Here is a 24,846-nt window from a genome sequence, read left to right as displayed (position 1 = left end):
TCAGTTGTGGGACAGAAAGTTTTAGCAACACGACGCAGGCAAATAAACCGGCAAAAGATGGCCAGAAGCCTTTAGCACTGGCGGTGAATTCCTGTGGGAGCGAGCGTTCAATTGATGTGGCGGGCATAGTGCCGAGGATCAAAACGCAGCACCATCAGCAACATCAAGACCATCACCGCCGTCAGCGACCACCAGGCCCATTCGAAGCTGCCCAATCGATCGCGGATAACCCCGGCCAGCAGCGGTGAAAGCCCTGCTATCAAGTAGCCGATGCCTTGCACGAACGCAGTCAGGCCACCGGCGCGCTGTGGATTGTCCAGATGATCGAGAGAGACGATCAGGCTCATTGGGAACAACCCGCCGATACCTAGTCCCAACAGGCACGGCCAGAGCAAACTCAAATGTTGCGGACTGAGGATCAGGCCGCAGAAGCCGGCAATGATCAGACCGAGCAAGACCATCAGCACTTTGCGCCGGTCGCGGCTGCGATTGGCGATGGCTGGCGTCACCAGACCGGAAATTACCTCCATCGCAGTCAGAAACCCCAACAGCAGACCGGCATGTTGTTCGCTCCAGCCCTGTTCAACGTAATACGGTGCCAGCCAGGCGAGCACACAGGTGTAGGACGCCGTGCCCAGACCGAAGAAGATCGCGAGTAACCAGGCGCGGGAATTGCGCAAGAAGGATTCTTTCTTTACCGGGATATTCGCAATGACGGGTGCAGTCGATGGCTGTAACCACCAAAGCAGCAGCGCGATAAGTGCCAGCGCGGCCCAGATCGCCAGGCCGATACGCCAACTCCCGGTGCTGACCATCACCAGCGGCGCAAACGACGCGGCAATGGCTGCACCGGCCATGATCGACGTGACATACAGGCCCATGCACAGCGCCACATGGTTGGGAAACCGCGACTTGATCAGCACCGGCATCAACGCCTGAATCAGTGCAATGCCGACGCCGGCGAGAATGGCGCTGAAAATCAACTCGGCTGCCGAATCGAGAAACAGCCTCGACAATGTCGCCACGCCAATTATCAGCAACGACAGCACCACCGTGCGCTGTTCGCCTAGCCGCTGACTGATCCCGATACCAAAAAACATCGCCAGCCCCATGGCCATGACCGGCAGCATGGTCAGCAGCGAAGCGATGCTGAAACTCAGCGGAATGTCGCCGCGAATGGCCGACAGTAACGGCCCGATGGCAGCCATCGATGGACGCAGATTAAGAGCGACGAGAATGATGCCGAGCATCAGCCAGACGGCGGGGCGGGCGGTGGTACGAGGGTTTTGCATCGTCAGACCTTTGAGCGAAAGGCTGCCGATTAGGCGCGCGCCCGCGTAGGTGGGCAAATCAGAAAATCCCGAGCAGTATTTAAAAACCAAATATCACCCTGATCCCCTGTAGGAGTGAGCCTGCTCGCGATAGCGGTCTTTCAGTCAACAATAATGTTGAAGCTGAAGCCGTCATCGCGAGCAGGCTCACTCCTACAGGGACGCGATTCACAATCTTTCGGATAGATTTACCGGTCCAACTAATCGTTATCTTATTTTTCACAAAAAATTGATGGTTGCCTGCTTAAAGTTTCCGTCGTCCTGAACAATGAAATTTTCACAATTGGATCTTTCCGGTTGCTCAGGGCGTTTCTTTTCAGGAATAGCCTTACACCATGTTGAAGTTAAAAGCCGTGCGCCCGGAATGGGTGACGTTGATCGCCAGTGCCTTTCTTTTATTCGGCTTCAATTTCGTTCTCTGGCAACACCTGTTCGAGATCACTGCTGGGGACGGCGCAGGCATCGCCATGCGTGTGGCTTTCGGGGTGATGATCTTCGCCGCCTTCAACATTGTGCTGACCCTGCTGGCTTTCCGCCCGCTGCTGAAACCGCTGTTGACACTGATGTTTCTGATCAGCGCCGGTGTGGCTTATTTCATGAGTCAATATGGCGCGTTGATTGATGCAGGCATGTTGCGCAACTTCGCCGAAACCAATGTGACAGAAGTGCGTGATCTGCTGTCGCTGAAGTTACTTGTTTATATTGTGTTGTTGGGTGTTCTGCCGTCTTGGCTATTGTGGAAAACACCGATCAACTATCGTCGCTGGCATCGTGAATTGTTAAGTAAGTCATTGGTCACTGTGGCGTCGGTTGCCGTTATCGGTGGCGTGGCAATGGTCAATTACCAAGGCTTGTCCTCGTTGTTTCGCAATCACCATGAATTGCGCTTGATGCTGGTGCCGAGCAATTACATTGGCGCCTCTGTCGGTTATTTCCATGAGCAAGTGGTTTCCTCCCGCCAGCCATTCGTCAAGATCGGTGAAGACGCCCAGCGTAATCCGTCGGTGCAGAATCAACCGCGCAAATCCCTGACCGTCTTGGTTGTGGGCGAAAGTGCCCGTGCCGAGAACTTCGGCATCCTCGGATATGACCGTGACACCACGCCGAAACTGAGCAAAGAAGCAGGCCTGATTGCGTTCACCGATGTGCACTCTTGCGGCACTGAAACCGCTGTATCGGTGCCGTGCATGTTCTCCAATATGGGCCGCAAGAATTACGACGCCAGCAAGGCCAAGAACGAAGAAGGGCTGCTGGACGTACTCAAACGCGCCGGTCTCGATGTGATCTGGCGCGACAACCAGTCCGGCTGCAAAGGCACCTGCGATCGGGTCACGCTGCAAGACGTCAGCAACCTGAAAGACCCGGCCCTGTGCGCCAACAGCGAATGCCGCGACGAAATCCTCCTGCAAGGCTTGCAGAGCTTTATCGATCATCTGGACAAGGACACCGTGCTGGTACTGCACCCGATGGGCAGTCACGGCCCGGACTACTTCAAACGCTACCCAAAGGAATACGAGCACTTCACTCCGGTGTGCGAGAGCAATGCACTGAACAATTGCAGCCGGGAAAGTATCGTCAACGGTTACGACAACACGCTGGTGTATGCCGACCATGTGTTATCGAGCCTGATCGATCTGCTGCGCAGCAATCAGGACAAAGTCGATACCGCCATGTTGTACCTGTCCGATCACGGCGAATCATTGGGCGAGTACAACCTGTTCCTGCATGGCACGCCTTACATGCTGGCGCCAGAACAACAAAAGCATGTAGCGATGCTGGCGTGGTTCTCCGATAACTATCAAAAGGCCTATTCGGTCGATACCCATTGCCTGCAACTGAGCCGCGACAAGCCGTTGAGCCAGGACAACCTGTTCCACTCGATGCTCGGCCTGCTGGAAGTGCAGAGCAAGGTCTACCAGCCGGATCTGGACATGTTTGCCGGTTGCCGCGGTGCGGTGATCGATGGGGTCCTGGCCAGGAAGTGAGCCGTCCGCGCCCGTCGTGCTGACACGACGGGCCTGTCTATTTGCGCTGTCAGACTATTCTTGTTGTTTGGCAGGACATTTCGTTACAGCTCTTGCCCTTCGCAGGCGCGTAAATCGCCAGTGGCGATATATACTGCGCGCCATTCTTCAAGGGAGAGCCGTGTGGCCATCGATATTCACTGGATTCGCGACAACGATAGCCTCGCGCAGTTTTGCGCCGAGTGGCAGCAGTTGCCTTTCGTTGCCCTCGATACCGAATTCATGCGGGTCGACACCTTCTACCCGATTGCCGGTCTGTTGCAGGTCGGTGACGGCAAGCGCGCCTACCTGATCGACCCTCTGACCATCAACGCCTGGCAACCGCTGGCGGCATTGCTGGAAAACCCGGCGGTGCTGAAAGTCCTGCACGCGTGCAGCGAAGACCTCGAAGTCCTGCTGCGCCTGACCGGCAGCCTACCGGCGCCGATGTTCGACACCCAATTGGGCGCGGCTTATCTGAACCTCGGTTTCTCGATGGGCTATTCGCGTCTGGTGCAGGCAGTGCTCGGCATCGAGCTGCCGAAGGGCGAAACCCGCTCCGACTGGTTGCAGCGCCCGTTGTCCGATACGCAAATCAGCTACGCCGCCGAAGATGCCGTGCATCTGGCGGAAGTTTTCGTACAGCTGCGACCGAAACTGTCTGACGACAAATTCAACTGGGTACTGGAGGATGGCGCCGAACTCGTCGCCAACCTGCGCCGCGAAACCGACCCGTACGAGGTGTACCGCGAGGCCAAGCTGGCGTGGAAACTGTCCCGTGCGCAACTGGCCGTGCTGCGTGAACTGTGTGCCTGGCGTGAGCGCGAAGCCCGCGCCCGTGACCTGCCGCGCAACCGCATTGTGCGTGAGCATTCGCTGTGGCCGCTGGCCCGCACGCAACCGGACAACCTCGGTGCGTTGGCGAAGATCGAAGACATGCACCCGCGTACCGTGCGTCAGGACGGCGAGTTTCTGCTTGATCTGATCAAGCGCTCTGGCAGTGTGGGGCCTGATCAATGGCCGCCAGCCGTGGCGGAGCCATTGCCGATCGAAGCGGCGACGCTGATCAAACAGCTGCGCGCACTCGGCCAGGCCGAAGCCGAGCGTCTGGACGTCGCGCCGGAACTGATGCTACGCAAGAAAACCCTCGAAGCGCTGGTCAAAAGCGGCTATCCCGAGGGTCCTTACCAATTGCCTGAATCGCTGCGTGGCTGGCGCCGCGAGTTGATGGGCCAGATGCTGCTCGACAGCCTGGCCACCGCCGGAGAACAGCCTTGAAACGTATTTGCTCCATTTACCAAAGTTCGAAACGCAAAGGCATGTACCTCTATGTGCTCAAAAGTGATGAATTGGAACGCGTGCCCGAGGGGTTGATGGCGGCTTTCGGCAAAGCCATATTCACCTTCAGTCTGGTGCTGACTCCCGAGCGCAAACTGGCCAGCGAAGACATCGTCGTTGTCCTGGAAAACCTCGACAAGCAGGGCTACCACCTGCAAATGCCGCCGGCCGAGGACGAGTACATCGAGCACTTGCCCGAAGAGTTGCTGCGACGCAACGACCCGGTCTGATCCACGAGGCCCTGTTCTGGGCCTTTTGTCACCCTGGAACTGATTTTACGGCGACGACCGCCATGAAGGAGCAAGCCTCCTTCGGCGGTGGTCTGCACGGTTTGCGAAAGGTTTGAAGATGCGCGTTCTGATTGCTGAACACGACCACGCGGTGTACGCCCGACTACTGCGTCAGGTTGCACCCGAACTTGAAATATTGACCAGCGGCGACTCCGCCGAACTGGCCCGTCAGGCTGCCGATTGCCCGGTGTGGCTGGGGCAGCCGGATTTGCTGGCGACTCTGTTGCGACAGGGTCACCAGCCGCAATGGCTGCAATCGACCTGGGCCGGGATCACGCCGCTGCTGGCTGACGGCCTGCGTCGCGATTATCGCTTGACCCGGGCGGTGGGGATCTTCGGTCAGGTGATGGCCGAATATGTCCTGACTTATATGCTCGGCCACGAGCGCGAAGTGCTGGCGCGACTGGTCAGCCAGGTCGAGCGCAAGTGGGACAACCGCACCGGCCAGAGTCTGGTCGGGCGCAAGGTCTTGATCGTCGGTACCGGCGACATCGGCCAGAGCGTGGCGCAGTTCCTGCTGCCGTTCGGCGTCGAGTTGTACGGTATTGCCAGCAGTGCTCGTGAGCAGGCGCCGTTTGTCGAAGTCGGATCGATGGCGGATCTGCCACGCTTGGTTGGCGAAGTGGATTACGTGGTCAATTTGCTGCCGAACACTGAACACACTCACGATGTGTACGACGCGGCGCTGTTCAAGCAGTTCAAGCCGACCGGGTTGTTCATCAACGTCGGACGCGGCGTGGCGGTGGTCGATGCGGATCTTGTTGAAGCGCTCAAGGAAGGTCATCTGGCGGGCGCGGTGATCGACGTCTGCCGCCAGGAGCCGTTGCCGCAACGTCATCCGTTCTGGACCGCCTGGGGATTACTGCTGACCGGTCACAGTTCGGCGCCGACTTCGCCATCGTTGATGGTGCAGCTGTTCATCGAGAACCTGCGGGCATATCAGGCGAGTGAGGCAATGCGCGGAGAAGTGGATTTCAATCGCGGCTACTGAGTAGCGCTTAGCTGAATGTTGCACAAAAAACTGTGGGAGCCAGCCTGCTGGCGATCGCGGGGTGTCTGACAACAATGATGTTGGCCGACACACCCCATCGCTAGCAGGCTAGCTCCCACAGTGGGTTTTGCGTTGCCGCAGCCACCCGTCGGAGGTGCTGAAGGCTGCGATCTTTTGCTTCTTAAAGGGTGAAATCACCCTCGGCCGCCAGTTCGCTCAGCGGACGGCGCGGGCTCGGTTCTTCACGGGCTTGCAGGTAATCAGCCAAGGTCGCCTTGTCACCCAGTTTGCCCACCGCAACCGCCGCGTGCAGCGCATAACCTTGCGGAATATTCAGCTCCTTGCGGGTCAGTTCCTGATCGAATCCGGCCATGCCGTGGGTGTGCCAGCCGCTGATGCTCGCTTGCAGCGCCAGATGGCCCCACGCCGAACCGGTGTCGAAGGTGTGCCACAGCGCCGGGGTTTCTTCGCTGGCGCCCGGGGCGGTGAAGGTGGTTTTCGAAATCACGATCACCAGTGCCGAAGCGTGTTGTGCCCAGCTACGGTTGAACTCGTTGAGCAGGCCCAGATAACGCTCCCAGTTCGGCGTATCGCGACGCGCGTAGAGGAAACGCCATGGCTGCGAGTTATAGGCCGACGGCGCCCAGCGCGCGGCTTCGAAAAAGCTCAGCAGGGTCTCTTGCGGGATTGCTTCGCCGGTGAAGGCGCGCGGCGACCAGCGATCAGTGAACTGCGGGTGAATGGCGTATTCGGCAACGCGAGGGTTGGCACTCATCAAGAGATTCCTTGCTACGTTAAGTAAAAACCGGGGTCAGAGAGACAGGCAAAACTACGCGCCAGCCTGAAAACTCACAAGCCCCGCGCAACCGGCAGTCGCCAGCGCTTGGCCCACAAGGCTTGGGGCACTAGACTGGCGGCCTTTTCACCACCTGATGTTGATGCTTGAGCCATGGCCGCAAAAGTCGAACCGTTCTGGAAACGCAAAACCCTCGATCAACTGGATCTGGAGGAGTGGGAATCGCTGTGCGACGGATGTGGTCTGTGCTGCCTGCAAAAACTCGAAGATGAAGAAGACAACAGCGTCTATTACACGCGGATCGCCTGCAAACTGCTGGACCTGAAAACCTGCCAGTGCAGCGACTACCCGAACCGCATCAAGTTTGTCCCGGACTGCATCCAGCTCACCCCGGGGCAGGCCGAAGAGTTCAAATGGCTGCCGCCGACCTGCGGTTATCGCCTGGTCAGCGAAGGCAAGGATCTGCCGTTGTGGCATCACTTGGTGTGCGGCGACCGCGACGCGGTGCACCACGAACGGATTTCCCAGTCCGGGCGCATGCTCGCCGAAGGCAGCGTGCCGGAAGATGACTGGGAAGAACATCTGATTTTCCGCGCCGGTTAATTGATTGACCTGTAGCGAGGGAGCTTGCTCCCGATAACCCCGGTGTGAGCAAGGAGTGTGTATGGCTGTGGGATTGCAGCGGGCGCTGATGGCTGGACTGTTGACGCTGAGTGCGCCGGTCTGGGCGGCGAAGAAGGTCGATCTGGATTATCACGTGCGCCTGTTGCCGCAAAGCGATCAGGCCGAAGTGCGCCTGACCCTGGCCAAGGGCGAAGCGGTGCGCAGTCTCGATTTCGATCTCGGCGACGGCAGTTATTACAGCGACTTCAAGGCCGACGGCCAGTGGCAGTTGACGCCAGGTAAACAGGCACGCGGCGTATGGCGCCCGACGAGCGACAAGGCCAGTCTGACTTACCGTGTGCGCATCAGCCACGGGCGCAAGAGCGGCAGCTTCGACACGCGCATGACCCCGAGCTGGGCTTTGATGCGCGGTGATGAACTGGTGCCGCCCGCCAAACTGGATCAGCAGGATGGCGTCGAACTGGTCTCTCGCCTGCAATTCGAGTTGCCCGACGGCTGGAAAAGCGTCGAAACCGCCTGGCCGAGAATCGGCAAGAACAAATTCCGCATCGATAATCCATCACGCTTGTTCGACCGCCCGACCGGGTGGATGCTCGCCGGCCATCTCGGCAGCCGCCGTACGCGTCTGGGTGAAACCGAAGTCACCGTGGCCTCGCCGCAAGGGCAGGGCATGCGGCGAATGGATGTGCTGACGTTGCTGACATTCATCTGGCCTCAGGTGCAAGCGGTCTATCCTCGGCACCCGGGCAAGTTGTTGATCGTCGGCGCCAATGACCCGATGTGGCGCGGCAGTCTGGGCGCGCATGAATCGATCTATCTGAATACGCGGATGCCACTGGTCACCGAAAGCGGCAGCAGCCCGCTGGTGCGTGAGCTGGCGCAGGTTTTCGGGCGGATCAACGACGAGCAGCGCAGCGACTGGATCAGCGAAGGTTTTGCCGAGTTCTACGCGATTGAACTGGTGCGCCGCGCTGGTGGCATGAGCGATGAGCGCTATCAGAGCTTGCAGGCGAAACTGATCAAAGACAGCCAGAAAGTCACGACCCTGCGCGGCGCGCGAATCAGTCCGGCGCAGGTGTCGAAAGCAGTGGTGATGTTGCAGGAACTGGATCGCGAGATTCGCCTGAAGACACGCAACAAGCGTTCGCTGGATGATGTGCTGCGTGGGGCGATGCATCTGGGCAAGGTCAGCACCAAGGAGTTTGTGCAACTGGCCGAGAGCATCATCGGCGAGTCCTCCAAAGTCCTCGATAGCGCGTTACTGCAGTAACACCGCCATCGCTGGCAAGCCAGCTCCCACAGGGTTTTTGGGTATACACATAATCTGTGACACCCCCTGAACTTGTGGGAGCTGGCTTGCCAGCGATGAGGCCATCAGCCTCACAGCAACTTCAGGATCAAACCCCGGCTTTCGGAGATTTCACCGAATCATTCCCGGTCACCGTCGCGGTCTTGGTCGCCGCCTCGGCATTGGCCTTCAGCTTGCTCAGCTCTTCACCGGCGCGCTCGATCTTCGCCCGCACGTTGTTCATGTCCTGACGGCTTTTCTCCAGCAGGCTTTTCACCGAACTGTGCCCGGTAATCCCGCGCGCCATCGCCACGCCGCCAATGGCCACTTGAATCAGCCCGAACACCCCGCCACGGCGCAGGCCCTTGCCGACCATGATTACACCGCCGGTCAGCGAGCCGATGCGTTCCCAGCCCTGCACGTTCTGCTCCGAAGGGCTGTCGAACGGGGTGGATTCAATACGTTGGACGCGTTTGAGTTCGGTCATGACTTGTCTCCAGGCAACGTGTAATAGATAGATAAGCTGACTGCCGGGGCGGTCAGCTTGTTCCATCGAATGTGCGACGTTTAGCGAAATTTCGGCCCGGAGCGGGTATTCAAGCCTTTGGCCATACGGTCGTAGAGCACGACGTTGACCGTCGCTGCGAGGTTCATGCAACCGGTGGTCGGGATGTACACGACGTCTTCACACCAGTCGCGGATTTCCTGATCCAGTGAGCCGTCTTCCGGGCCGAAGATGTACAGCGCACGGTCCGGGTGGGTGTATTCCGGCAGCGGACGGGCGCCCTCGACCAGCTCCACTGCGACCGGAACGCAATTGAGCGGCAGGATCTTTTTCAGGTCATCGATGCCGATCAGCGGAATGTCGTAATGCACACGCTTGGTGTCGGTGACGAAGTCGGCGGCGCGGTCATAACGCTTGCCGGTGTAGAACACGGTGGACACGCCATAACAGCCAGCGGCGCGCATCACCGAACCGACGTTCTCGGGTGATTTGGGGTTATACAAACCAATGCAGCTGTACCGTTTGTCTGCCACGAGCGGGGTGCCTTCGGGAAAAAGAGGGCGATTATACGGGGATTGGCGGAGGGCGGGCAGATTCAAGATTTGTGGTGCCTGATGCGACGCCATCGCTGGCAAGCCAGCTCCCACAGGTTCTCTGCAATACACAATATTTGCGTACGACCGAAATCACTGTGGGAGCTGGCTTGCCAGCGATGAGGCCAGCTCAGGCGCTGAAGATCTTCAGTCTTCTTTCTTCATCAACCCGGCCAGCGCGGCAAACGGGTTGTGCGTCGCCTTGGCGATTTTCGGCGTGCTCAGCGAGCCTTCGCTGAAGTACTGCTGATCGGTGTAGCGCGAGTGTTCGTTGTCGTGGCAATACAGGCACAACAGCTCCCAGTTAGAGCCGTCCTGCGGGTTGTTGTCGTGGTTGTGATCGCGGTGGTGCACGGTCAACTCGCTCAGGCGCTTGCCGGAAAACTCACGGGTGCAGCGTCCGCAAACGTGCGGGTACATCTTCAGGGCCTTGTCGCGGTAGCCCATTTCCTTGTCGCGCTGGTTATCGGCGAGGATACGATCCAGCTTCGAGGTGTTGGTCGGGGTGGACGAACTCATGGGTTCACCTTTGTAAAAGACTAATGACGGTTATGTTCAGAGTTTAGCTCAGCCCTTGAGCTTCTCGGCAATCCAGATTGTGTGGCGCGTGCCCTTGTTGCCGTGGGCGAAGACCTGCACTTCCTCAGCCTTGAAACCGGCCTTCTTCAATTTGTCGGAAAACTGCCGGTCAGCGCTGGCCGACCATACCGCCAGCACACCTTTGGGGCGCAGGGCCTTGGCGCAGGCGCTGAGTCCGCCGGCCGAATACAGCCAGCTGTTGGCCTTCTGGGTCAGGCCTTCGGGGCCGTTGTCGACGTCGAGCATGATCGCGTCGAAGCCGTTCGGCTCGCTTTGCAGGACGTTGGCGACATCTTCCATGCGGATCACCGTGCGCGGATCGAGCAACGGTCGGCCGGACTTCTCACCGAGCGGGCCACGGTTCCACTCGACCACGCCAGGCACCAGTTCGGCGACCACCACTTCGGCAGTTTTGCCCAAGTGCTTGAGCGCGGAAGCCAGAGTGAAGCCCATGCCCAGTCCACCGATCAAAACCCGTGAGGCCGGGCGCCCGGCGACCTTGCGGCAAGGGATCTCGGCCAGTGCATCTTCGGAGCCATGCATGCGCGTGTTCATCAGCTGTCCGCCGTCGCCGCCCTGGATCTTGATGACAAAATCCTCGCCATATTCGAACAGGCACAGGGCACCGCCGCCTTCAGGAATCGGAGTGGTGTCGAGCAGAACGAAACGTTTCATGAAAATCTCGGTAAGAGGGGAAATGCAAGCCGACGCCGTTGGGAGTAGCCTGAGCGCAGACTAAGGCCTAACGGAGCCCTTGATGAAGCGCACCATTCTAACGGTCATTGCCCTGGCCGCGCTCTCGATTACTGCAGTGCAGGCGCAGCAGACCATTCCGGTCAGCCCGACGCCGCAGCCCGGTTCGCCCGGCACCGCAACACCGACACCCTATCCGCAGATCACGCCGATCAGCGTGCCCAAGGCCGGCAGCGGCAGTGGCAGCCCGCCGCTGGTGCCGATTGAAATGCCCAGCCCGCCAGGCAAGGATCAACCGGTGCCGGGCATCGAACAGAACGAACCCAAGGTCAAATCACCGGGAGGCTAGATCTGTTGCGCCGCCAGTTGGCCGTCAGCCATGCGCAGGCGCCTGGACAGCGAGACGGCGAGGGCGCGGATGATCTTGGCGGCAATCTTCGGCGCGTCGTTGAGCATTTTTTCCAGCGAATCCTTGCCCAGATTGAGCAACTGGCAGTTGCTCGCTGCGATGCAAGTCGCCGAACGCCGTTCGCCATCGAGCACGGCCATTTCGCCGAACGCGCGACCGCTGCGCAGGGTGGCCATGGTGATGAGCTGGCCGTCGCTGCCGGTTTTCTGCACGGCAACCTGACCGGTGTGGATGATGCACATGAAGCTGCCGGCATCACCCTCACGGAAAATCGCCTCGCCTTCAGCCACGGTGCTGATGCTGAAATAGCCGGAGGCGGCGGCGAAGTCCGCCAGTTGCAATTGATCGAACAGGCCACAGTCCATCAGCCAGTCGCGGATTTCGTTGTTCAGGAAGGTCGGTTCTGACATGTCGACGGTCTTATTCTGTTGTCACGGTTTTCAGGCACTACGCAGTCCCCTGTAGGAGTGAGCCTGCTCGCGATAGCCATCTGTCATTCACATCACCAGTGACTGACACACCGCTATCGCGAGCAGGCTCACTCCTACAGTGGATCTGTGGTGTATCGACTACTGGGGTCTGGAATTAAGACCCAAGTGACCGACGGAGTTCCTCAGGCCAGCCCCAAAACCTTGAAAACAAATGCGTATTCGAGCGCTACGTCACGTAATCCCTGATAACGCCCGCTCATTCCGCCGTGGCCTGCACCGAGTTCAGTCTTGAGCAGCAGCGGATTGTTGTCGGTTTTGGTCGTGCGCAGTTTCGCCACCCACTTGGCCGCTTCCCAATATTGCACGCGGCTGTCGTTGTAGCCGGCGATCACCAGCATCGCGGGATATGCCTGCGCGGCGACGTTTTCGTACGGCGCATAGGCCTTGATCCGTTCATACACCTCTGGCTCTTCAGGATTGCCCCACTCGTCGTATTCGGTGACGGTCAGCGGCAGTTCCGGGTCGAGCATGGTGTTGAGCACATCGACGAACGGCACCTCGGCAATCGCCACGCGGAACAGCTCCGGGCGTTGGTTGAGGACTGCGCCAATCAACAAGCCGCCAGCACTGCCGCCGCTGATCGCCAGTTGTTCAGCGGTGGTGATGCCGTTGAGGATCAAGAACTCGGCGCAGGCGATGAAGTCGCTGAAGGTGTTCTGCTTGTGTTCCTGTTTACCGGCGCGATACCACGCCTCACCCAATTCACCGCCGCCACGCACGTGGGCGATGGCGAAGGCCATCCCGCGATCCAGCAGGCTCAGGCGTGCGTGGGAAAACCACGGGTCGAGGCTGGAGCCGTAAGCGCCGTAGCCATACAGATACAGCGGCACCGGTTTGCCGAGCATTTCGCGTTTCATCACCAGACTGATCGGCACCTGCGTGCCGTCCGGCGCGGTGGCCCACAGGCGCTGGCTGACATAGGCGTCGGCGTCGAACGGGCCGAGTACCGGGGTTTCCTTGAGCACGGTCTGCTCGCCAGTGGCGAGAATCAGTTGGCGCACCTGGGCTGGACGGTTCAACGCCTCATAGCGCAGACGAATGCGGTCGCTTTCGAATTCCAGGCTGTTTTGTACATAAAGGCTGTAGGCCGCGTCCGGCAATTGCACGCGATAAGGCGCCAGACCTTGTGGGTGAACTTCGATGACCGGCAGGCCGCCCTCGCGCAGGCTCAAGGTCATGGCTTCAACATTCAGACTCACGCCGTCGAGCATCACGGTATCGCTGTGCGGGATCAGGTTCTGCCAGTCCGCTTCGCTCGGCGCGACACCTGTGTCCGGCGCTTGATACAGCGCGAAGTTGATGCCGTCGCGGTTGGTGCGGATGAACCACGTCCACGCGCCATCAAGTACACCGTGATCAACGTCGTATTCGTGATCCTCGACCCGCGGCGCCATACAAGTGAACGGCAGGTGCGGTTGATTGGCGTCCAGCGCCCAGACTTCGCTGGTGGTCTTGCTGCCCAGCGATAGCAGCAACTGCTGTTCGGAACTGGCGCGGTAGCAATGCAGGAAGAAGCGACCGTCCGGCTCATGGAACACCTCTTCGGCGACAGTGCCGTCGAGGCGATAGCGAAACAGTTTGTGCGGACGGTGGGTATCGTCGAGTTCGCCGAAGAACAGAGTCAGGCTGTCGTTGGCCCAGGTCATGCTGCCGTCGCAGTCCTCGAACTCCAGTTCGCTGACCTTGTCGTTGGAAAGCTCCTTGACGAACAGCGTGTAAATCTCATCGCCCGAGGCATCGACGCTGTAGGCCAGACGCTGGTGGTCGGGACTGATGCTGAACGCGCCGAGCGAGAAAAAGCCGCCATTGGCCAGTGCGTTCGGGTCGAGCAGCAGTTGTTCGCGGCTTTCGTCGAGGGTCAGGCTGTCGTCGGCCGGACGCGGGCAGCGGTAATGGCGGGCATATTCATCACCGGCCGTGGTGCGCGTGTAATACAGATGCGGGCCCCATGGCGAGGGCAGGGACAGATCGGTTTCGAGAATCCGGCCCTTGATCTCTTCGAACAGGGTTTCGCGCAATTCGGCCTGATCGGCGGTTTGCGCTTCCTGCCAGGCGTTTTCGGCCTTGAGGTAATCGAGCACCGCGTCGGTGTCGCGTTCCTGCAGCCAGGCATACGGGTCGGCACCGTCTGCCTTGTGGGCAATCGGGGCGCTGGTGACGTTGGCGGATACGGGCATGGAAGGCTCTCGGGCAATATCGGAAATAGGGTTATCGCAAGTCTGGGATGGCGCCGCATAACGGGTAGGAGTGAGCCTGCTCGCGATGGCGGTCTGGCAGACAACATGAATGTTGAATGTACCGGCCTCATCGCCAGCAGGCTGGCTCCCACAGGTCGTGTGTCTATTGGGACAAGCCTGACGTGCGAAAAGTCGTTACTATAAGCGCCTCTTTGCCTGCCTTGCCATGGACACCATGACCGAGAACGACTATCTGATCGCCTGGGGCCTCTACGCCTTTGCCGCTTTAGGCTGCCTGTTGGTATGGATGCGCATGACCCGCTGGATGTGGCGCTGGCTGCGCGAGCCGCTGCGGCTGCTGATGGCGGTGTTGCTGTTCAGCCCGACCATCATTGATCCGGTGAAGGAAAAGGTCGCTCCGGCCATCGCCATCACCGCGCTGGACCTCGCGTTCAAGGTCGGCAACAACGCCTGGCGGGCGATTTCCGATCTGTTCATGTACGGCATGATCGCCTTCGGTCTGTACCTGATCTTTGTGCTGATCCGCTTCCCGATCGAGCGTGCTTCCAAAGCGCGCAAAGAACAGGCTGAAGCCGCCCGCGCTGCGGCCCGGGCCGATGACCGCGACGACGATCAGCCGTTCGGCGGTGCCGGTGATGACCGCTACGGTCGCCCGCCATTGCCGAACAACCCGCAGCGCATGCGGGTCGAGCCGCGCCTGTAGTCAGAGAGTCCAGACATGTGTGAACTATTGGGCATGAGCGCCAATGTGCCGACCGATATCGTTTTCAGCTTCACCGGGCTGATGCAGCGCGGCGGTCGCACCGGGCCGCATCGTGACGGCTGGGGCATCGCGTTCTACGAAGGCCGTGGCTTGCGCCTGTTTCAGGACCCGGCAGCGAGCTGCGAGTCGGAAGTCGCCAATCTGGTACAGCGATATCCGATCAAGAGCGAAGTGGTCATCGGCCATATTCGCCAGGCCAACGTCGGCAAGGTCTGCCTGTCCAACACCCACCCGTTCGTCCGCGAACTGTGGGGGCGCAACTGGTGCTTCGCGCACAACGGCCAGCTCGCTGACTTTACCCCGATCAAGAGTTTCTACCGCCCGGTCGGTGATACCGACAGCGAGGCGGCGTTCTGCGATTTGCTCAACCGCGTACGTGCAGCATTTCCGGAACCGGTCGATATAGAAGTGCTGCTGCCGGACCTCGTTGCTGCGTGCGCCGAATATCGCAGCAAAGGCGTGTTCAACTGCCTGCTCAGCGACGGCGACTGGCTGTTCTGCTATTGCTCGACCAAACTGGCACAGATCACCCGGCGTGCGCCGTTCGGTCCGGCGCGGTTGAAAGATGTCGATGTGATCGTCGACTTCCAGGCTGAAACCACGCCCAACGATGTGGTCACGGTGATTGCCACCGAACCACTGACCGAAAACGAAACCTGGACCCGCTACGAACCGGGCCAATGGAGCCTGTGGCGACGCGGTGAATGCGTCAGCCAGGGCAAGACCGAATAAAGGATCGCTCCCCGATGTTGCTCAGTTATCTACGGCTGGTGTTGTTTGCGGCGGGCCTGTTGATCGGTGTCCAGGTGCCGGGTTTCATCAATGATTACGCGAAACGGGTCGAGGCGCATCTGATCGAGGCGCAAACCGGCCTGCGCGGTTTTCAGGGCACCGCCGAGCAGTTTTTCAAAGGTGATATACAGGCATTGGTCGCGCATTACCGCGCCAGCGATGACCCGGTATTTCGCAGCGATGCGGACAGCCTGAGCACCTTGCTCAACCGTCAGCTCGCGCTGGATAAACAATTCCAGGCAATGCAGGGCCCGTGGTACATCCGCTTCCTGCAAGTGGTGCTGGCTGCCGATCCGGACATTCGCAAGGAAACCTGGAACGGCTACAGCTACCAGATCCTGCTGACCCCGGAGGCGATGATCTGGGGCATGAGCGGCGCGTTGTTGCTGTCGTTCGGCATCGAGTGCATCTTCCGTCTGATCGACTGGGTGGTGCTTGGCGGCCGACGCCTGCGCCAGAGCCGGCCGATTGAAGACCGCGACGTGCGCGGGTTGTAGGGGCTGCGCAGTCCCTGTGGCGAGGGGCAAACCCCCTCACTACAGGTTGTGATTATTCAGTGAGGGTGATGTATTTTTCGCCCACTTTTTGCGCATATCCCTCCAACACCTGCCGACACAGCGTCACAATCTCCTCGACCCATTCCACACCGACCCGCCACGACACCACCACCTGTAAATTCGGTGGTCGCTGATCGATATCCAGCAACGTCAGTTCCCCCCGCGTCAATTCCTCGGCGACCAATACCGGCGGCAGCACGCCAATACCAAATCCATCACGCAACAGCCGTGTGATCGCCGACACAGAATTCACGCAATTCAAGCGCGGCGCCAGCACGCCACTGGCCTGCATCAGCGCCAGAAGGTCCTGATGCGGCCGGGAGTTTTTCGAGTAAGTGATGATCCGTTCCTGCGCCAGTTCGGCGAGGTCGGCGTAGTCGCGGTTGTAGATCGAATTGCTGGCGACGATCCAGCCCAGCGGATGACTGGCCAACTCCAGGCTGCGCACGCTTTCGTGGCGCACCAGATCGGTTTGCAGAATCAGATCGAGAAAACCTTTTTGCAGTTGATCGCAGAGGTTCAGCGAGGTATCGGCCACCAGTTCGATTTCGACTCGTGGATACAGGTCGGTCATCTGCGCCACTAACGGGCTCAGCCAGGTGTGGATCACCGTGTCCATCACGCCGATGCGTACGCGGCCAACCTTGCTGGAACGGGTTTCGATCGATTGCTTGAGCGCCTGCATCGTGTCGAGCATTTGCTCGGCGTAATCCAGCACTTTCAGCCCTTCTGGCGTCAGGCTGACTCCGCGTGAGTCACGCAGAAACAGCTTCACCCCAAGCTCTCCTTCAAGCACTGCGATACGGCTGGAAATCGATGCCTGAGTGGTGAACAACTTGTCGGCGGTCAGGCGAAAACTCTTCAACCGGGCGACCCAGACGAAGGTCTCGAGAAACTTCAGGTTCATGGCAACGGCTCGGGTGACAAATTTTTCTTATGCCTAAGGCGGGTTTTTATTCGTTGGACGCAGCAGGGCGATGCGCCCAAAAATCGGCGCATCCGGTTCCCACGATAGGCGTCGTCGGGACTGTGAACAAGACCAATAAAAAGCCTGCGGAGATTTGCCATGAGTGCGCCCGACACCCTGAACCTCCCCAAGACCACGGCCCGTCCGGGACCGTTCGACTGGTATCGCAACATCAATCAGCAAGAGCGCCGCACCTTCTGGAGCTGCAAAATCGGCTACGGACTGGATGGCATGGACACCCAGATGCTCAGCTTCGTGGTGCCGACGCTGATTGCGATGTGGGGCATCACCACCGGTGAAGCCGGGCTGATTCACACCAGCACCCTGATCGCTTCGGCCATTGGCGGTTGGGTGGCGGGGATTCTCTCCGACCGTATCGGTCGCGTACGCACACTGCAACTGACCGTGCTGTGGTTTGCCTTCTTCACCTTCCTCTGTGGCTTCGCGCAAAACTACGAACAACTACTGATCGCCCGCACCTTGATGGGTTTCGGTTTCGGCGGCGAATGGACCGCTGGCGCGGTGCTGATCGGCGAAGTGATTCGCGCACAGGATCGTGGCAAAGCCGTCGGCATGGTGCAATCCGGGTGGGCGCTGGGTTGGGGGCTGACGGCGATTCTGTATGCGTTGCTGTTCTCGGTGTTGCCGGCGGAAGACGCCTGGCGGGCGCTGTTTATCCTCGGCATCGTGCCGGCGATTTTTGTAATCTTCGTCCGTCGTCTGGTCAAAGACCCGGAGATCTATCGCGAAGCCAAGGCTGCGCAAACTCCGGAAAATACGGCGAAATTTTACGAGATATTTGCCCCGGGCATGCTCTTCACCACGATTCGCGCCTCGTTGCTCACCACCGGTGCATTGGGCGGTTATTACGCGATCACCTCGTGGTTGCCGACCTTCCTCAAGAACGAGCGCGGCTTGAGCGTGCTCGGTACTGGCGGCTATCTGGCGATGGTGATTGTCGGCTCCTACGTCGGCTACGTGATCAGCGCCTATCTGACCGACCTGCTGGGGCGTAAAAAGAACTTCATCCTGTTCGCGGTTGGGTCGTTCACCATCGTTTTGCTCTACACGCAATTGCCTGTGAGTAATGGCGTGATGTTGTGGCTGGGCTTCCCGCTGGGCTTCTTCGCCTCGGGGATTTTCAGCGGCATGGGCGCGTTTCTCACCGAACTGTTCCCGACGCGGATTCGCGGCTCTGGCCAGGGCTTTTGCTACAACATCGGCCGGGCACTGGCAGCGTTGTTTCCATTGTTGATTGGCTTGCTGAGTCAGACCGTGCCACTTAGCGTAGGCATCGGCGCGTTCGCGGCAGTTTCCTACGGCGTGGTGATTGTGGCGGCGCTGAGCCTGCCGGAAACCCGTGGCAAGCAACTGGACGCGCAGTAACTGATAACCTGCGTACATAAGTCCTACGGACAAAAAGACAAGAAGCTACAGGAGTGTTCATCGTGAGCCGCCTGCTATTGAATTGTGACATCGGCGAGAGTTTCGGCAGCTGGACCATGGGTCTGGACGCCGAGGTCATGCCCTTCATCGATTGTGCCAACGTCGCCTGCGGGTTCCACGCCGGTGACCCGAGCATCATGCGCAAGACTGTCAGCCTGGCCCTGAGCCACGGCGTGCAGATCGGCGCGCATCCGGCCTATCAGGATCTGGTCGGTTTCGGCCGACGCTCGATGGCCTACACCGCGCAAGAGCTGCAAGACATTCTGCATTACCAGATCGGCGCCCTCGACGGCATCTGCCGTGCTCAGGGCGGGCGAGTCAGTTACGTCAAACCGCATGGCGCGATGTACAACGACATGATGGCCAACCCGGCGCAATTGCGCGCGGTGATTCAAGCCGTGGCGGCCTACGACCGCAGCCTGCCGCTGATGTTGATGGCGACCCGCGACAACACGGCGGCGCAGCAACTTGGTGATGAATATGGCGTGACCTTGTGGTTCGAAGCCTTCGCCGACCGAGCCTACGACAGCGCCGGCAAATTGCTTGCACGCAGCCTGCCGGGCGCGGTGCATCACGATCCCGAGACGATTATCGAGCAGGCGCTGACCATCGCTCACGGCGGCGACCTGATTGCCAGCGATGGCAGCCCGTTGCACCTGCAAGCCAATACCCTTTGCGTCCATGGCGACAACGCCAGTTCGGTGGCTGCCGTACAACGCATCCGCGAGGCTTTGAAGCAGCAGAGTGCCTCATGAATCCACGGGTTGAAGTGGTTGCGCTGGATTGCCTGATGCTGCGCCTGTTCGATGAAATCGCTGAAGCCAACATGCCGTGGATGCTCGCGGCCAGTGAGCGATTGCGGACGGTGTTCGGCGAGCAACTGATCGATCTGGTGCCGTCCTACACCACGCTGATGGTGCATTACGATCTGACAGTCTTGAGCCCGAATCAGGCGCGCGGATTGATCGCCGAAGCCTTGATCGATCTATCGCCAAATGCCCGCAGCGGCGGCCAGTGCCATGTGCTGCCGGTCTGGTACGACCTGAGCGTCGGCCCGGAATTGAGCTTGCTCGCCGAACGCAGCGGCCTGGCGATGGAGGAGGTGATCCGCCGTCACAGTGCTCGCGAATATCAGGTGTTCGCCCTAGGTTTCGCCCCGGGTTTTGCCTTTATGGGGCTGGTCGAAGAAACCCTCGCGGCGCCGCGCTTGAATACGCCGCGCAAGAAAGTCGCAGCCGGCAGCGTCGGCATCGCTGAGCGGCAAACGGCGGCTTATCCGGTGGTCTCGCCCGGTGGCTGGAACCTGATCGGCCGTACCCCGGCCAGATTGTTCGATCGCGAGCGCGACGGTTACAGCCTGATGCAGCCTGGTGACACGGTGCGCTTCGAGGCGGTCAGCCATGCCGAGTTCATCAACCTTGGCGGTGATGACACGCCTCTGGAGGCTTTGGCATGAGCCGACTGACGATTGAGGCGAGTACGCCGCTGTGTCTTTTGCAGGATGCCGGGCGGTTTGGCGTGCGGCATATGGGCGTGACTCAGGGCGGCGCGGCGGACTGGCGTTCGATGGCCTGGGCCAATTGGTTGCTGGGCAATGGACTGGATGTGCCGGTGATTGAAATCACCCTGGGCGGGTTTTCGCTTATCGCTGAAGAAGACTGTTTGCTGGCGCTGGCCGGGGCGGATCTCGGCGCGCAGATTGACGGGCAGGCACTGGCGCCGTGGCGCAGTTTCAAGCTGCATAAAGGTCAGACGTTGAAGTTCACCCAGCCATTGCTCGGCGCTCGGGCCTATCTGGCAGCGCCCGGTGGTTTTGCTGCGCCGAAGGTGTTGGGCAGCAGTGCCACGGTGGTGCGCGAAGAGCTCGGCGGGCTGGATGGCCGGGGCTTGCCGCTGGCCAAAGGCGCGGAGTTGAGCTATCTCGGTGAGTCGTTGCTGGTGCGCGAAGTGCCCACGGCACAGCGTCCGGATCTGCGGCTGAACACACCGCTGGAGCTAGTGCTTGGTGCGCAGATCGGCCAGTTCAGTGGCCAGAGTCTGTTTGATGTGTTCAATAGCGGCTGGACGCTCGACAGTCGCGCTGACCGGATGGGCATTCGCCTGCTGGGCAAAGTGTTGCAGTATCAGGGGCAGCCGATGATTTCCGAAGGCATCCCGCTCGGTGCGGTGCAGGTGCCGCCGGACGGGCAGCCGATTGTGTTGCTCAATGATCGGCAGACCATTGGCGGGTATCCACGATTGGGGGCGTTGACGCCGTTGGCGCTGGCCAGACTGGCGCAGTGTCTACCGGGGGCGCAGGTGCGGTTGCGACCGGTGGTGCAGGACGTCGCACACCGGGAACATATCGACTATTTGCAGCGTTTTTTGAATAGCTAAGAGCATCGCGAGCAGGCTCACTCCTACAGGGGGAATGCATTCCAATGTAGGAGTGAGCCTGCTCGCGATAGCGCAAGTTCAGACAACAGAGGTTACTTGGACAAAAACCGCATCCCTTCCTCAAGCCCACGCAACGTCAACGGATACATCTGATCCTCGATCAAATCGCGCACGATATTGGTCGACGAGGTATAGCCCCAAGTATCTTTCGGATAAGGGTTAATCCAGATCAGCTTCTTGTACTTCTCCATGAAGCGCTGCATCCACACGTAACCCGGCTCTTCGTTCCAGTGCTCGACGCTGCCACCGGCCTGGGTGATTTCATACGGCGCCATGGCCGCGTCGCCGATGAAGATCACTTTGTAGTCGGCGCCGTACTTGTGTAGCAGATCCTGCGTCGAAAAACGCTCGGAAGTGCGGCGCATGTTGTTCTTCCACACCGACTCATAGAGGAAGTTGTGGAAGTAGAAATACTCCAGATGCTTGAATTCGGTCTTGCAGGCCGAGAACAACTCTTCGCAAATCTTCACATGGGCGTCCATCGAGCCGCCGATGTCGAACAGCAGCAACAGCTTGACCGTGTTTCGCCGCTCTGGCCGCATCTGGATATTAAGCAGGCCGGCATCACGAGCGGTGTGGTCGATGGTGCCATCGATATCCAGCTCTTCCGCCGCACCCTGACGGGCGAATTTGCGCAAGCGGCGCAGGGCGACCTTGATGTTGCGGGTGCCCAGTTCCACCGAGTCGTCGAGGTTCTTGTACTCGCGCTGATCCCAGACTTTCACCGCTTTGCCCTGACGCTTGCCGGCATCGCCAACGCGGATGCCTTCCGGATTGAAACCACCGGAGCCAAACGGGCTGGTGCCGCCAGTGCCGATCCATTTGTTGCCGCCGGCGTGGCGTTCTTTCTGTTCTTCCAGACGCTTCTTGAACTCTTCGATCAGCTTGTCGAGACCGCCAAGGGACTGGATCTGCGCACGTTCCTCGTCGCTCAGCGAGCGTTCGAATTCCTTGCGCAACCAGTCTTCGGGAATCAGCGCCTGCAAGTGATCGTCGAGTTTTTCCAGGCCATTGAAGTAGGCGCCGAATGCACGGTCGAATTTGTCGAAATGCCGTTCGTCCTTCACCAGAATCGCCCGCGACAAGTAATAAAACTCGTCCATGTCGGCGAAGATCACCCGCTGTTTCAGCGCGTTGATCAGGTCGAGCAGCTCGCGCACCGAGACCGGCACCTTGGCTGCACGCATTTCATTGAACAGGTTGAGCAACATGGCGTCAGCCTCTTAGCGGGTGCCACGACGGCTCATGAACGCCAGACGCTCAAGCAGTTGCACGTCCTGTTCGTTCTTCACCAGGGCGCCGGCCAATGGCGGAATGGCCTTGGTCGGATCGCGTTCGCGCAGCACCGCTTCGCCGATGTTGTCGGCCATCAGCAGCTTCAGCCAGTCGACCAGTTCGGAGGTCGACGGCTTCTTCTTCAGGCCCGGCACCTTACGCACGTCGAAGAACACGTCCAGCGCTTCGCTGACCAGATCCTTCTTGATGTCCGGGTAATGCACGTCGACGATTTTCTGCAGAGTCGCGCGATCCGGGAACGCGATGTAGTGGAAGAAGCAACGACGCAGGAAAGCGTCCGGCAGCTCTTTCTCGTTGTTGGAGGTAATGATGATGATCGGACGCTTCTTGGCCTTGATCGTCTCGTCGATCTCGTAAACGTAGAACTCCATCTTGTCGAGTTCTTGCAGCAGGTCGTTGGGGAACTCGATGTCGGCCTTGTCGATCTCGTCGATCAGCAGAATCACCCGCTCCTCGGACTCGAACGCTTCCCACAGCTTGCCTTTTTTCAGGTAGTTGCGAACGTCGTGAACCTTTTCCGTGCCCAGTTGCGAGTCACGCAAGCGGCTGACCGCGTCGTACTCGTACAGACCCTGATGCGCCTTGGTGGTGGACTTGATGTGCCAGGTGATTAACCGGGCGCCGAACGACTCGGCCAGTTGTTCGGCGAGCATGGTCTTGCCGGTGCCCGGTTCGCCCTTGACCAGCAACGGCCGTTCCAGGGTGATGGCGGCGTTGACCGCCAGTTTCAGGTCATCGGTGGCAACGTAGGCCTGGGTGCCTTCGAACTTCATCTGCAATCCTCGAACGGTAGCGCCGGCCTGAACGGAGCAGGGCGGGGGCGAAATAATCGGATGCCTGACTATAACGCGCAGCCCGGTCGACTGTGAACGCAGACGGCTTATTCAGTCTCTGAATGGGGCGTCACATGTTGACTCAGTCTCGGCTGATGGCCAGCATTCAGATATCACTGATTTGGCGATAGCCTCTTGGCATGCCGCAATCCGTGGCGAGGGGATTTATCCCCGATGGGCTACGAAGCAGACCCAAAACCATTAGCTTTATGTCAGGGGACTGGAAACGATGTTACCCATGAAGCGGCCTCGATTATCAGCGGTTGAGGCTCTGACGCACTACCGTCTGGCACTTACCTTTATAGATGGGCAACAACTGATTCTTGATTTGAGCCGGGATCTTCACGCTGATCCGGGACTGAAACCATTGCTCGATGTCGATATTTTTTCTATGGCCCTGCTGGTGGATGATGGCTGGAGCGTGGAATGGCTGGAACCAGATATTCAGATTGGCGCTGATACGTTGTATTTCGGGGCAACGACTAGCACGATCGATACCGTCCATCGAGAGTCCTAGCCCGCATCCGGCTTCGGCCGTTCATACCGGGCATTGAATGCCTGAATGAATCCGTTGCGTAAAATCTGCAAAAACGCTTCGAACGCGCTGATATTTTGCTGATGCACATTGCCGCTGAGTTCGACCTTGGTGGCGAACTGGTTTTTCGCCTGATTTTTCAGCACCGTTTCAGTTCCGCCGACCAGCGCTTCCCAGACTGAGCGGAAGATGCTTTTGTTCTTGTTTTCCACGTCCTGCTGCCAGTTGAACACTTCGACATCGCGCAGCAACGGCTTGATATAGCCAGTGAGCTGGGCTTTTTTGGCTTGGGCTTCGATGACCACGTCGCCGTGTCCGGCATTGAAGTCGAACTTGCCGTAGGCCGAGGCGAAGTCGTTCATGCTTTTGAGTTCGATGTCACGGGCGCGCAGGCGGAACTGGAAGTCTTCGAAATTGCTCAGGGGATCGAACGTAGCCGTTGTTTCCAGCGGAGCGTGGCCCAGCAACTTGGCTTTGCCTTCGAAGCGTGCATCGCGTTTGCCCTCCTTGTCGACCACGTTGGTCAGGTTATAGATGCTGGCGTTGACCTCGGTGGCATTCATGTTCACTGGTGGCTTGGAGTTGAAGTTGCGGAAGCTGATGCGCCCGTTGCTGATATGCACTTCGTCGAGCGTGATGGGTAAAAGCTTGCCCAATTGCGCACGCCAGTCGGTGCCTTGACCGGTCTGGGAGTTCTGCTTGTTGGCCCCGCCATCGACGAAGTTCACTTCCGGCTGGAAGAAGTCTGCCTTGGCCACCACCGCATGGTCGTACCAGAGGGAATGCCAGCTCACTGACAGATCGATCAGCGGCGCGTTGACGAACGGCACGGGCACCTTGCCGTCGACCTTGACGATTTTCAGACCGTTGATCTTGTAGGCACCGCGCCAGAGGGCCAGATCGACGTCAGTGATCTGACCACGGTAGTCGCCCATGTCCGCCAGCTTGTCGTTGAGGTAATCGCGCACCACATAAGGCAGAGCGATGTGCAGGGCGAGCAGCAACACAACGACAACGGCGAGGGTCCATAACGGCCAGCTGTAGCGACGCTTCATGACGGCAATTCCCGAACGATGTAAAGCGATTGACTAC

General features: G+C 59.3%; 26 protein-coding genes and 1 pseudogene. 15 read left to right on the top strand and 12 right to left on the bottom strand.

The features are described from left to right. Positions 1-107: 107 nt before the first annotated feature. Positions 108-1,292 (bottom strand): cyanate transporter, encoded by a 1,185-nt coding sequence (locus tag ACIOZM_RS14075; protein WP_401214656.1) that lies wholly within the window; start codon positions 1,290-1,292, stop codon positions 108-110. A 374-nt stretch (positions 1,293-1,666) separates the two neighbouring features. Between ACIOZM_RS14075 and ACIOZM_RS14070 the strand changes: the two genes are divergently transcribed. From ACIOZM_RS14070 to ACIOZM_RS14055, 4 genes are all read left to right on the top strand, one after another. Next, entirely contained in the window at positions 1,667-3,316 is a 1,650-nt protein-coding gene (locus ACIOZM_RS14070; RefSeq protein WP_401214653.1) for a phosphoethanolamine transferase, read from the top strand. Between the two features lie 162 nt (positions 3,317-3,478). Further along, positions 3,479-4,612 carry a ribonuclease D gene (rnd, locus tag ACIOZM_RS14065; RefSeq protein WP_401214651.1) on the top strand — a complete coding sequence of 378 codons (1,134 nt, stop codon included), beginning with the start codon at positions 3,479-3,481 and terminating at the stop codon, positions 4,610-4,612. Next, complete coding sequence (locus ACIOZM_RS14060) at positions 4,609-4,902, top strand: YcgL domain-containing protein (protein WP_401214648.1); 294 nt, start codon at positions 4,609-4,611, stop codon at positions 4,900-4,902. Before rnd ends, ACIOZM_RS14060 begins: the two co-directional genes overlap by 4 nt. A gap of 118 nt (positions 4,903-5,020) precedes the next feature. Then, a complete protein-coding gene (locus ACIOZM_RS14055; protein ID WP_401214646.1) occupies positions 5,021-5,953 on the top strand; it encodes a D-2-hydroxyacid dehydrogenase in 933 nt (310 codons plus the stop codon). Positions 5,954-6,134: 181 nt separating this feature from the next. Here the strand turns inward: ACIOZM_RS14055 and ACIOZM_RS14050 are convergent, their stop codons facing one another. Next, positions 6,135-6,728 carry a nitroreductase family protein gene (locus ACIOZM_RS14050; protein WP_401214645.1) on the bottom strand — a complete coding sequence of 198 codons (594 nt, stop codon included), beginning with the start codon at positions 6,726-6,728 and terminating at the stop codon, positions 6,135-6,137. A 174-nt stretch (positions 6,729-6,902) separates the two neighbouring features. On the opposite strand from ACIOZM_RS14050, the gene ACIOZM_RS14045 reads away from it, so the two are divergent. Further along, positions 6,903-7,352 (top strand): YcgN family cysteine cluster protein, encoded by a 450-nt coding sequence (locus tag ACIOZM_RS14045; protein WP_401214643.1) that lies wholly within the window; start codon positions 6,903-6,905, stop codon positions 7,350-7,352. Positions 7,353-7,413: 61 nt separating this feature from the next. After that, a complete protein-coding gene (locus ACIOZM_RS14040) occupies positions 7,414-8,643 on the top strand; it encodes a hypothetical protein (protein ID WP_401214640.1) in 1,230 nt (409 codons plus the stop codon). Between the two features lie 127 nt (positions 8,644-8,770). Here ACIOZM_RS14040 and ACIOZM_RS14035 read toward each other — a convergent pair whose 3' ends face one another. The 4 genes from ACIOZM_RS14035 to ACIOZM_RS14020 all read right to left on the bottom strand — a co-directional run bounded on the left by ACIOZM_RS14035 (position 8,771) and on the right by ACIOZM_RS14020 (position 11,013). Further along, positions 8,771-9,148, bottom strand: coding sequence for a DUF2892 domain-containing protein (locus ACIOZM_RS14035; protein ID WP_401214637.1), 378 nt, complete (start codon positions 9,146-9,148; stop codon positions 8,771-8,773). An 80-nt stretch (positions 9,149-9,228) separates the two neighbouring features. Then, complete coding sequence (locus ACIOZM_RS14030) at positions 9,229-9,699, bottom strand: RNA methyltransferase (RefSeq protein ID WP_401214634.1); 471 nt, start codon at positions 9,697-9,699, stop codon at positions 9,229-9,231. Positions 9,700-9,906: 207 nt separating this feature from the next. Further along, positions 9,907-10,278: a YajD family HNH nuclease gene (locus ACIOZM_RS14025; RefSeq protein ID WP_007911336.1), complete on the bottom strand. Its 372-nt coding sequence runs from the start codon at positions 10,276-10,278 to the stop codon at positions 9,907-9,909. Between the two features lie 48 nt (positions 10,279-10,326). Continuing rightward, a complete protein-coding gene (locus ACIOZM_RS14020) occupies positions 10,327-11,013 on the bottom strand; it encodes a spermidine synthase (protein ID WP_401214632.1) in 687 nt (228 codons plus the stop codon). An 82-nt stretch (positions 11,014-11,095) separates the two neighbouring features. Here ACIOZM_RS14020 and ACIOZM_RS14015 point away from each other — a divergent pair, with 82 nt between their 5' ends. Beyond that, positions 11,096-11,380 carry a hypothetical protein gene (locus ACIOZM_RS14015; protein WP_401214631.1) on the top strand — a complete coding sequence of 95 codons (285 nt, stop codon included), beginning with the start codon at positions 11,096-11,098 and terminating at the stop codon, positions 11,378-11,380. On the opposite strand, the gene ACIOZM_RS14010 is transcribed toward ACIOZM_RS14015, so the two are convergent. Further along, entirely contained in the window at positions 11,377-11,850 is a 474-nt protein-coding gene (locus ACIOZM_RS14010; protein WP_401214630.1) for a cyclic nucleotide-binding domain-containing protein, read from the bottom strand. The genes ACIOZM_RS14015 and ACIOZM_RS14010 overlap by 4 nt on opposite strands. A 203-nt stretch (positions 11,851-12,053) precedes the next feature. After that, positions 12,054-14,108: a S9 family peptidase gene (locus ACIOZM_RS14005; RefSeq protein ID WP_401214627.1), complete on the bottom strand. Its 2,055-nt coding sequence runs from the start codon at positions 14,106-14,108 to the stop codon at positions 12,054-12,056. Between the two features lie 226 nt (positions 14,109-14,334). Here ACIOZM_RS14005 and ACIOZM_RS14000 point away from each other — a divergent pair, with 226 nt between their 5' ends. From ACIOZM_RS14000 to ACIOZM_RS13990, 3 genes are read left to right on the top strand one after another with little or no spacing between them, the layout of a single operon-like run. Further along, positions 14,335-14,832, top strand: coding sequence for an MFS transporter (locus ACIOZM_RS14000; protein ID WP_401214626.1), 498 nt, complete (start codon positions 14,335-14,337; stop codon positions 14,830-14,832). Positions 14,833-14,847: 15 nt separating this feature from the next. Continuing rightward, on the top strand, positions 14,848-15,624 hold the full coding sequence (locus ACIOZM_RS13995; protein WP_100847538.1) for a class II glutamine amidotransferase: 777 nt from the start codon (positions 14,848-14,850) through the stop codon (positions 15,622-15,624). 14 nt (positions 15,625-15,638) lie between these two features. Next, complete coding sequence (locus tag ACIOZM_RS13990) at positions 15,639-16,181, top strand: DUF2937 family protein (protein ID WP_401214623.1); 543 nt, start codon at positions 15,639-15,641, stop codon at positions 16,179-16,181. Between the two features lie 52 nt (positions 16,182-16,233). Here ACIOZM_RS13990 and ACIOZM_RS13985 read toward each other — a convergent pair whose 3' ends face one another. Then, entirely contained in the window at positions 16,234-17,148 is a 915-nt protein-coding gene (locus tag ACIOZM_RS13985; protein WP_401214620.1) for a LysR family transcriptional regulator, read from the bottom strand. Positions 17,149-17,307: 159 nt separating this feature from the next. Between ACIOZM_RS13985 and ACIOZM_RS13980 the strand changes: the two genes are divergently transcribed. From ACIOZM_RS13980 to ACIOZM_RS13965, 4 genes are all read left to right on the top strand, one after another. Next, entirely contained in the window at positions 17,308-18,594 is a 1,287-nt protein-coding gene (locus tag ACIOZM_RS13980) for an MFS transporter (RefSeq protein ID WP_401214618.1), read from the top strand. Between the two features lie 62 nt (positions 18,595-18,656). Beyond that, entirely contained in the window at positions 18,657-19,409 is a 753-nt protein-coding gene (locus ACIOZM_RS13975) for a 5-oxoprolinase subunit PxpA (protein ID WP_401214615.1), read from the top strand. Continuing rightward, entirely contained in the window at positions 19,406-20,110 is a 705-nt protein-coding gene (pxpB, locus tag ACIOZM_RS13970; RefSeq protein ID WP_401214613.1) for a 5-oxoprolinase subunit PxpB, read from the top strand. The genes ACIOZM_RS13975 and pxpB overlap by 4 nt, the downstream gene beginning before the upstream one ends. After that, the gene (locus ACIOZM_RS13965; protein WP_401214609.1) at positions 20,107-21,030 is read left to right on the top strand and encodes a biotin-dependent carboxyltransferase family protein; all 924 of its coding nucleotides are present in this window, start codon (positions 20,107-20,109) and stop codon (positions 21,028-21,030) included. Before pxpB ends, ACIOZM_RS13965 begins: the two co-directional genes overlap by 4 nt. 92 nt (positions 21,031-21,122) lie before the next feature. Here the strand turns inward: ACIOZM_RS13965 and ACIOZM_RS13960 are convergent, their stop codons facing one another. Beyond that, the gene (locus ACIOZM_RS13960; protein ID WP_401214607.1) at positions 21,123-22,301 is read right to left on the bottom strand and encodes a VWA domain-containing protein; all 1,179 of its coding nucleotides are present in this window, start codon (positions 22,299-22,301) and stop codon (positions 21,123-21,125) included. Between the two features lie 12 nt (positions 22,302-22,313). Next, positions 22,314-23,159, bottom strand: a complete 846-nt coding sequence (locus tag ACIOZM_RS13955) for an AAA family ATPase (protein ID WP_401214606.1) — start codon at positions 23,157-23,159, stop codon at positions 22,314-22,316. A 289-nt stretch (positions 23,160-23,448) separates the two neighbouring features. On the opposite strand from ACIOZM_RS13955, the pseudogene ACIOZM_RS13950 reads away from it, so the two are divergent. Next, positions 23,449-23,697, top strand: a pseudogene (locus ACIOZM_RS13950) (DUF2442 domain-containing protein); the annotation flags it as partial. A 35-nt stretch (positions 23,698-23,732) separates the two neighbouring features. Here the strand turns inward: ACIOZM_RS13950 and ACIOZM_RS13945 are convergent. Then, positions 23,733-24,809 (bottom strand): DUF748 domain-containing protein, encoded by a 1,077-nt coding sequence (locus ACIOZM_RS13945; RefSeq protein WP_401214604.1) that lies wholly within the window; start codon positions 24,807-24,809, stop codon positions 23,733-23,735. Positions 24,810-24,846: the final 37 nt, after the last annotated feature.

This window comes from Pseudomonas sp. NPDC087346 (assembly GCF_044744235.1).
Lineage (GTDB): Bacteria > Pseudomonadota > Gammaproteobacteria > Pseudomonadales > Pseudomonadaceae > Aquipseudomonas.
This window is presented reverse-complemented; position numbering and strand designations above follow the sequence as displayed.

What these genes read in the sequence shown, in the direction of transcription:
- ACIOZM_RS14075 (WP_401214656.1), bottom strand. Translation starts at nt 1,292, where the DNA reads ATGCAAAACCCTCGTACCACCGCCCGCCCCGCCGTCTGGCTGATGCTC.
- ACIOZM_RS14070 (WP_401214653.1), top strand. Translation starts at nt 1,667, where the DNA reads ATGTTGAAGTTAAAAGCCGTGCGCCCGGAATGGGTGACGTTGATCGCC.
- ACIOZM_RS14055 (WP_401214646.1), top strand. Translation starts at nt 5,021, where the DNA reads ATGCGCGTTCTGATTGCTGAACACGACCACGCGGTGTACGCCCGACTA.
- ACIOZM_RS14050 (WP_401214645.1), bottom strand. Translation starts at nt 6,728, where the DNA reads ATGAGTGCCAACCCTCGCGTTGCCGAATACGCCATTCACCCGCAGTTC.
- ACIOZM_RS14045 (WP_401214643.1), top strand. Translation starts at nt 6,903, where the DNA reads ATGGCCGCAAAAGTCGAACCGTTCTGGAAACGCAAAACCCTCGATCAA.
- ACIOZM_RS14040 (WP_401214640.1), top strand. Translation starts at nt 7,414, where the DNA reads ATGGCTGTGGGATTGCAGCGGGCGCTGATGGCTGGACTGTTGACGCTG.
- ACIOZM_RS14035 (WP_401214637.1), bottom strand. Translation starts at nt 9,148, where the DNA reads ATGACCGAACTCAAACGCGTCCAACGTATTGAATCCACCCCGTTCGAC.
- ACIOZM_RS14025 (WP_007911336.1), bottom strand. Translation starts at nt 10,278, where the DNA reads ATGAGTTCGTCCACCCCGACCAACACCTCGAAGCTGGATCGTATCCTC.
- ACIOZM_RS14020 (WP_401214632.1), bottom strand. Translation starts at nt 11,013, where the DNA reads ATGAAACGTTTCGTTCTGCTCGACACCACTCCGATTCCTGAAGGCGGC.
- ACIOZM_RS14015 (WP_401214631.1), top strand. Translation starts at nt 11,096, where the DNA reads ATGAAGCGCACCATTCTAACGGTCATTGCCCTGGCCGCGCTCTCGATT.
- ACIOZM_RS14010 (WP_401214630.1), bottom strand. Translation starts at nt 11,850, where the DNA reads ATGTCAGAACCGACCTTCCTGAACAACGAAATCCGCGACTGGCTGATG.
- ACIOZM_RS14005 (WP_401214627.1), bottom strand. Translation starts at nt 14,108, where the DNA reads ATGCCCGTATCCGCCAACGTCACCAGCGCCCCGATTGCCCACAAGGCA.
- ACIOZM_RS14000 (WP_401214626.1), top strand. Translation starts at nt 14,335, where the DNA reads ATGGACACCATGACCGAGAACGACTATCTGATCGCCTGGGGCCTCTAC.
- ACIOZM_RS13995 (WP_100847538.1), top strand. Translation starts at nt 14,848, where the DNA reads ATGTGTGAACTATTGGGCATGAGCGCCAATGTGCCGACCGATATCGTT.
- ACIOZM_RS13990 (WP_401214623.1), top strand. Translation starts at nt 15,639, where the DNA reads ATGTTGCTCAGTTATCTACGGCTGGTGTTGTTTGCGGCGGGCCTGTTG.
- ACIOZM_RS13985 (WP_401214620.1), bottom strand. Translation starts at nt 17,148, where the DNA reads ATGAACCTGAAGTTTCTCGAGACCTTCGTCTGGGTCGCCCGGTTGAAG.
- ACIOZM_RS13980 (WP_401214618.1), top strand. Translation starts at nt 17,308, where the DNA reads ATGAGTGCGCCCGACACCCTGAACCTCCCCAAGACCACGGCCCGTCCG.
- pxpB (WP_401214613.1), top strand. Translation starts at nt 19,406, where the DNA reads ATGAATCCACGGGTTGAAGTGGTTGCGCTGGATTGCCTGATGCTGCGC.
- ACIOZM_RS13965 (WP_401214609.1), top strand. Translation starts at nt 20,107, where the DNA reads ATGAGCCGACTGACGATTGAGGCGAGTACGCCGCTGTGTCTTTTGCAG.
- ACIOZM_RS13960 (WP_401214607.1), bottom strand. Translation starts at nt 22,301, where the DNA reads ATGTTGCTCAACCTGTTCAATGAAATGCGTGCAGCCAAGGTGCCGGTC.
- ACIOZM_RS13955 (WP_401214606.1), bottom strand. Translation starts at nt 23,159, where the DNA reads ATGAAGTTCGAAGGCACCCAGGCCTACGTTGCCACCGATGACCTGAAA.
- ACIOZM_RS13945 (WP_401214604.1), bottom strand. Translation starts at nt 24,809, where the DNA reads ATGAAGCGTCGCTACAGCTGGCCGTTATGGACCCTCGCCGTTGTCGTT.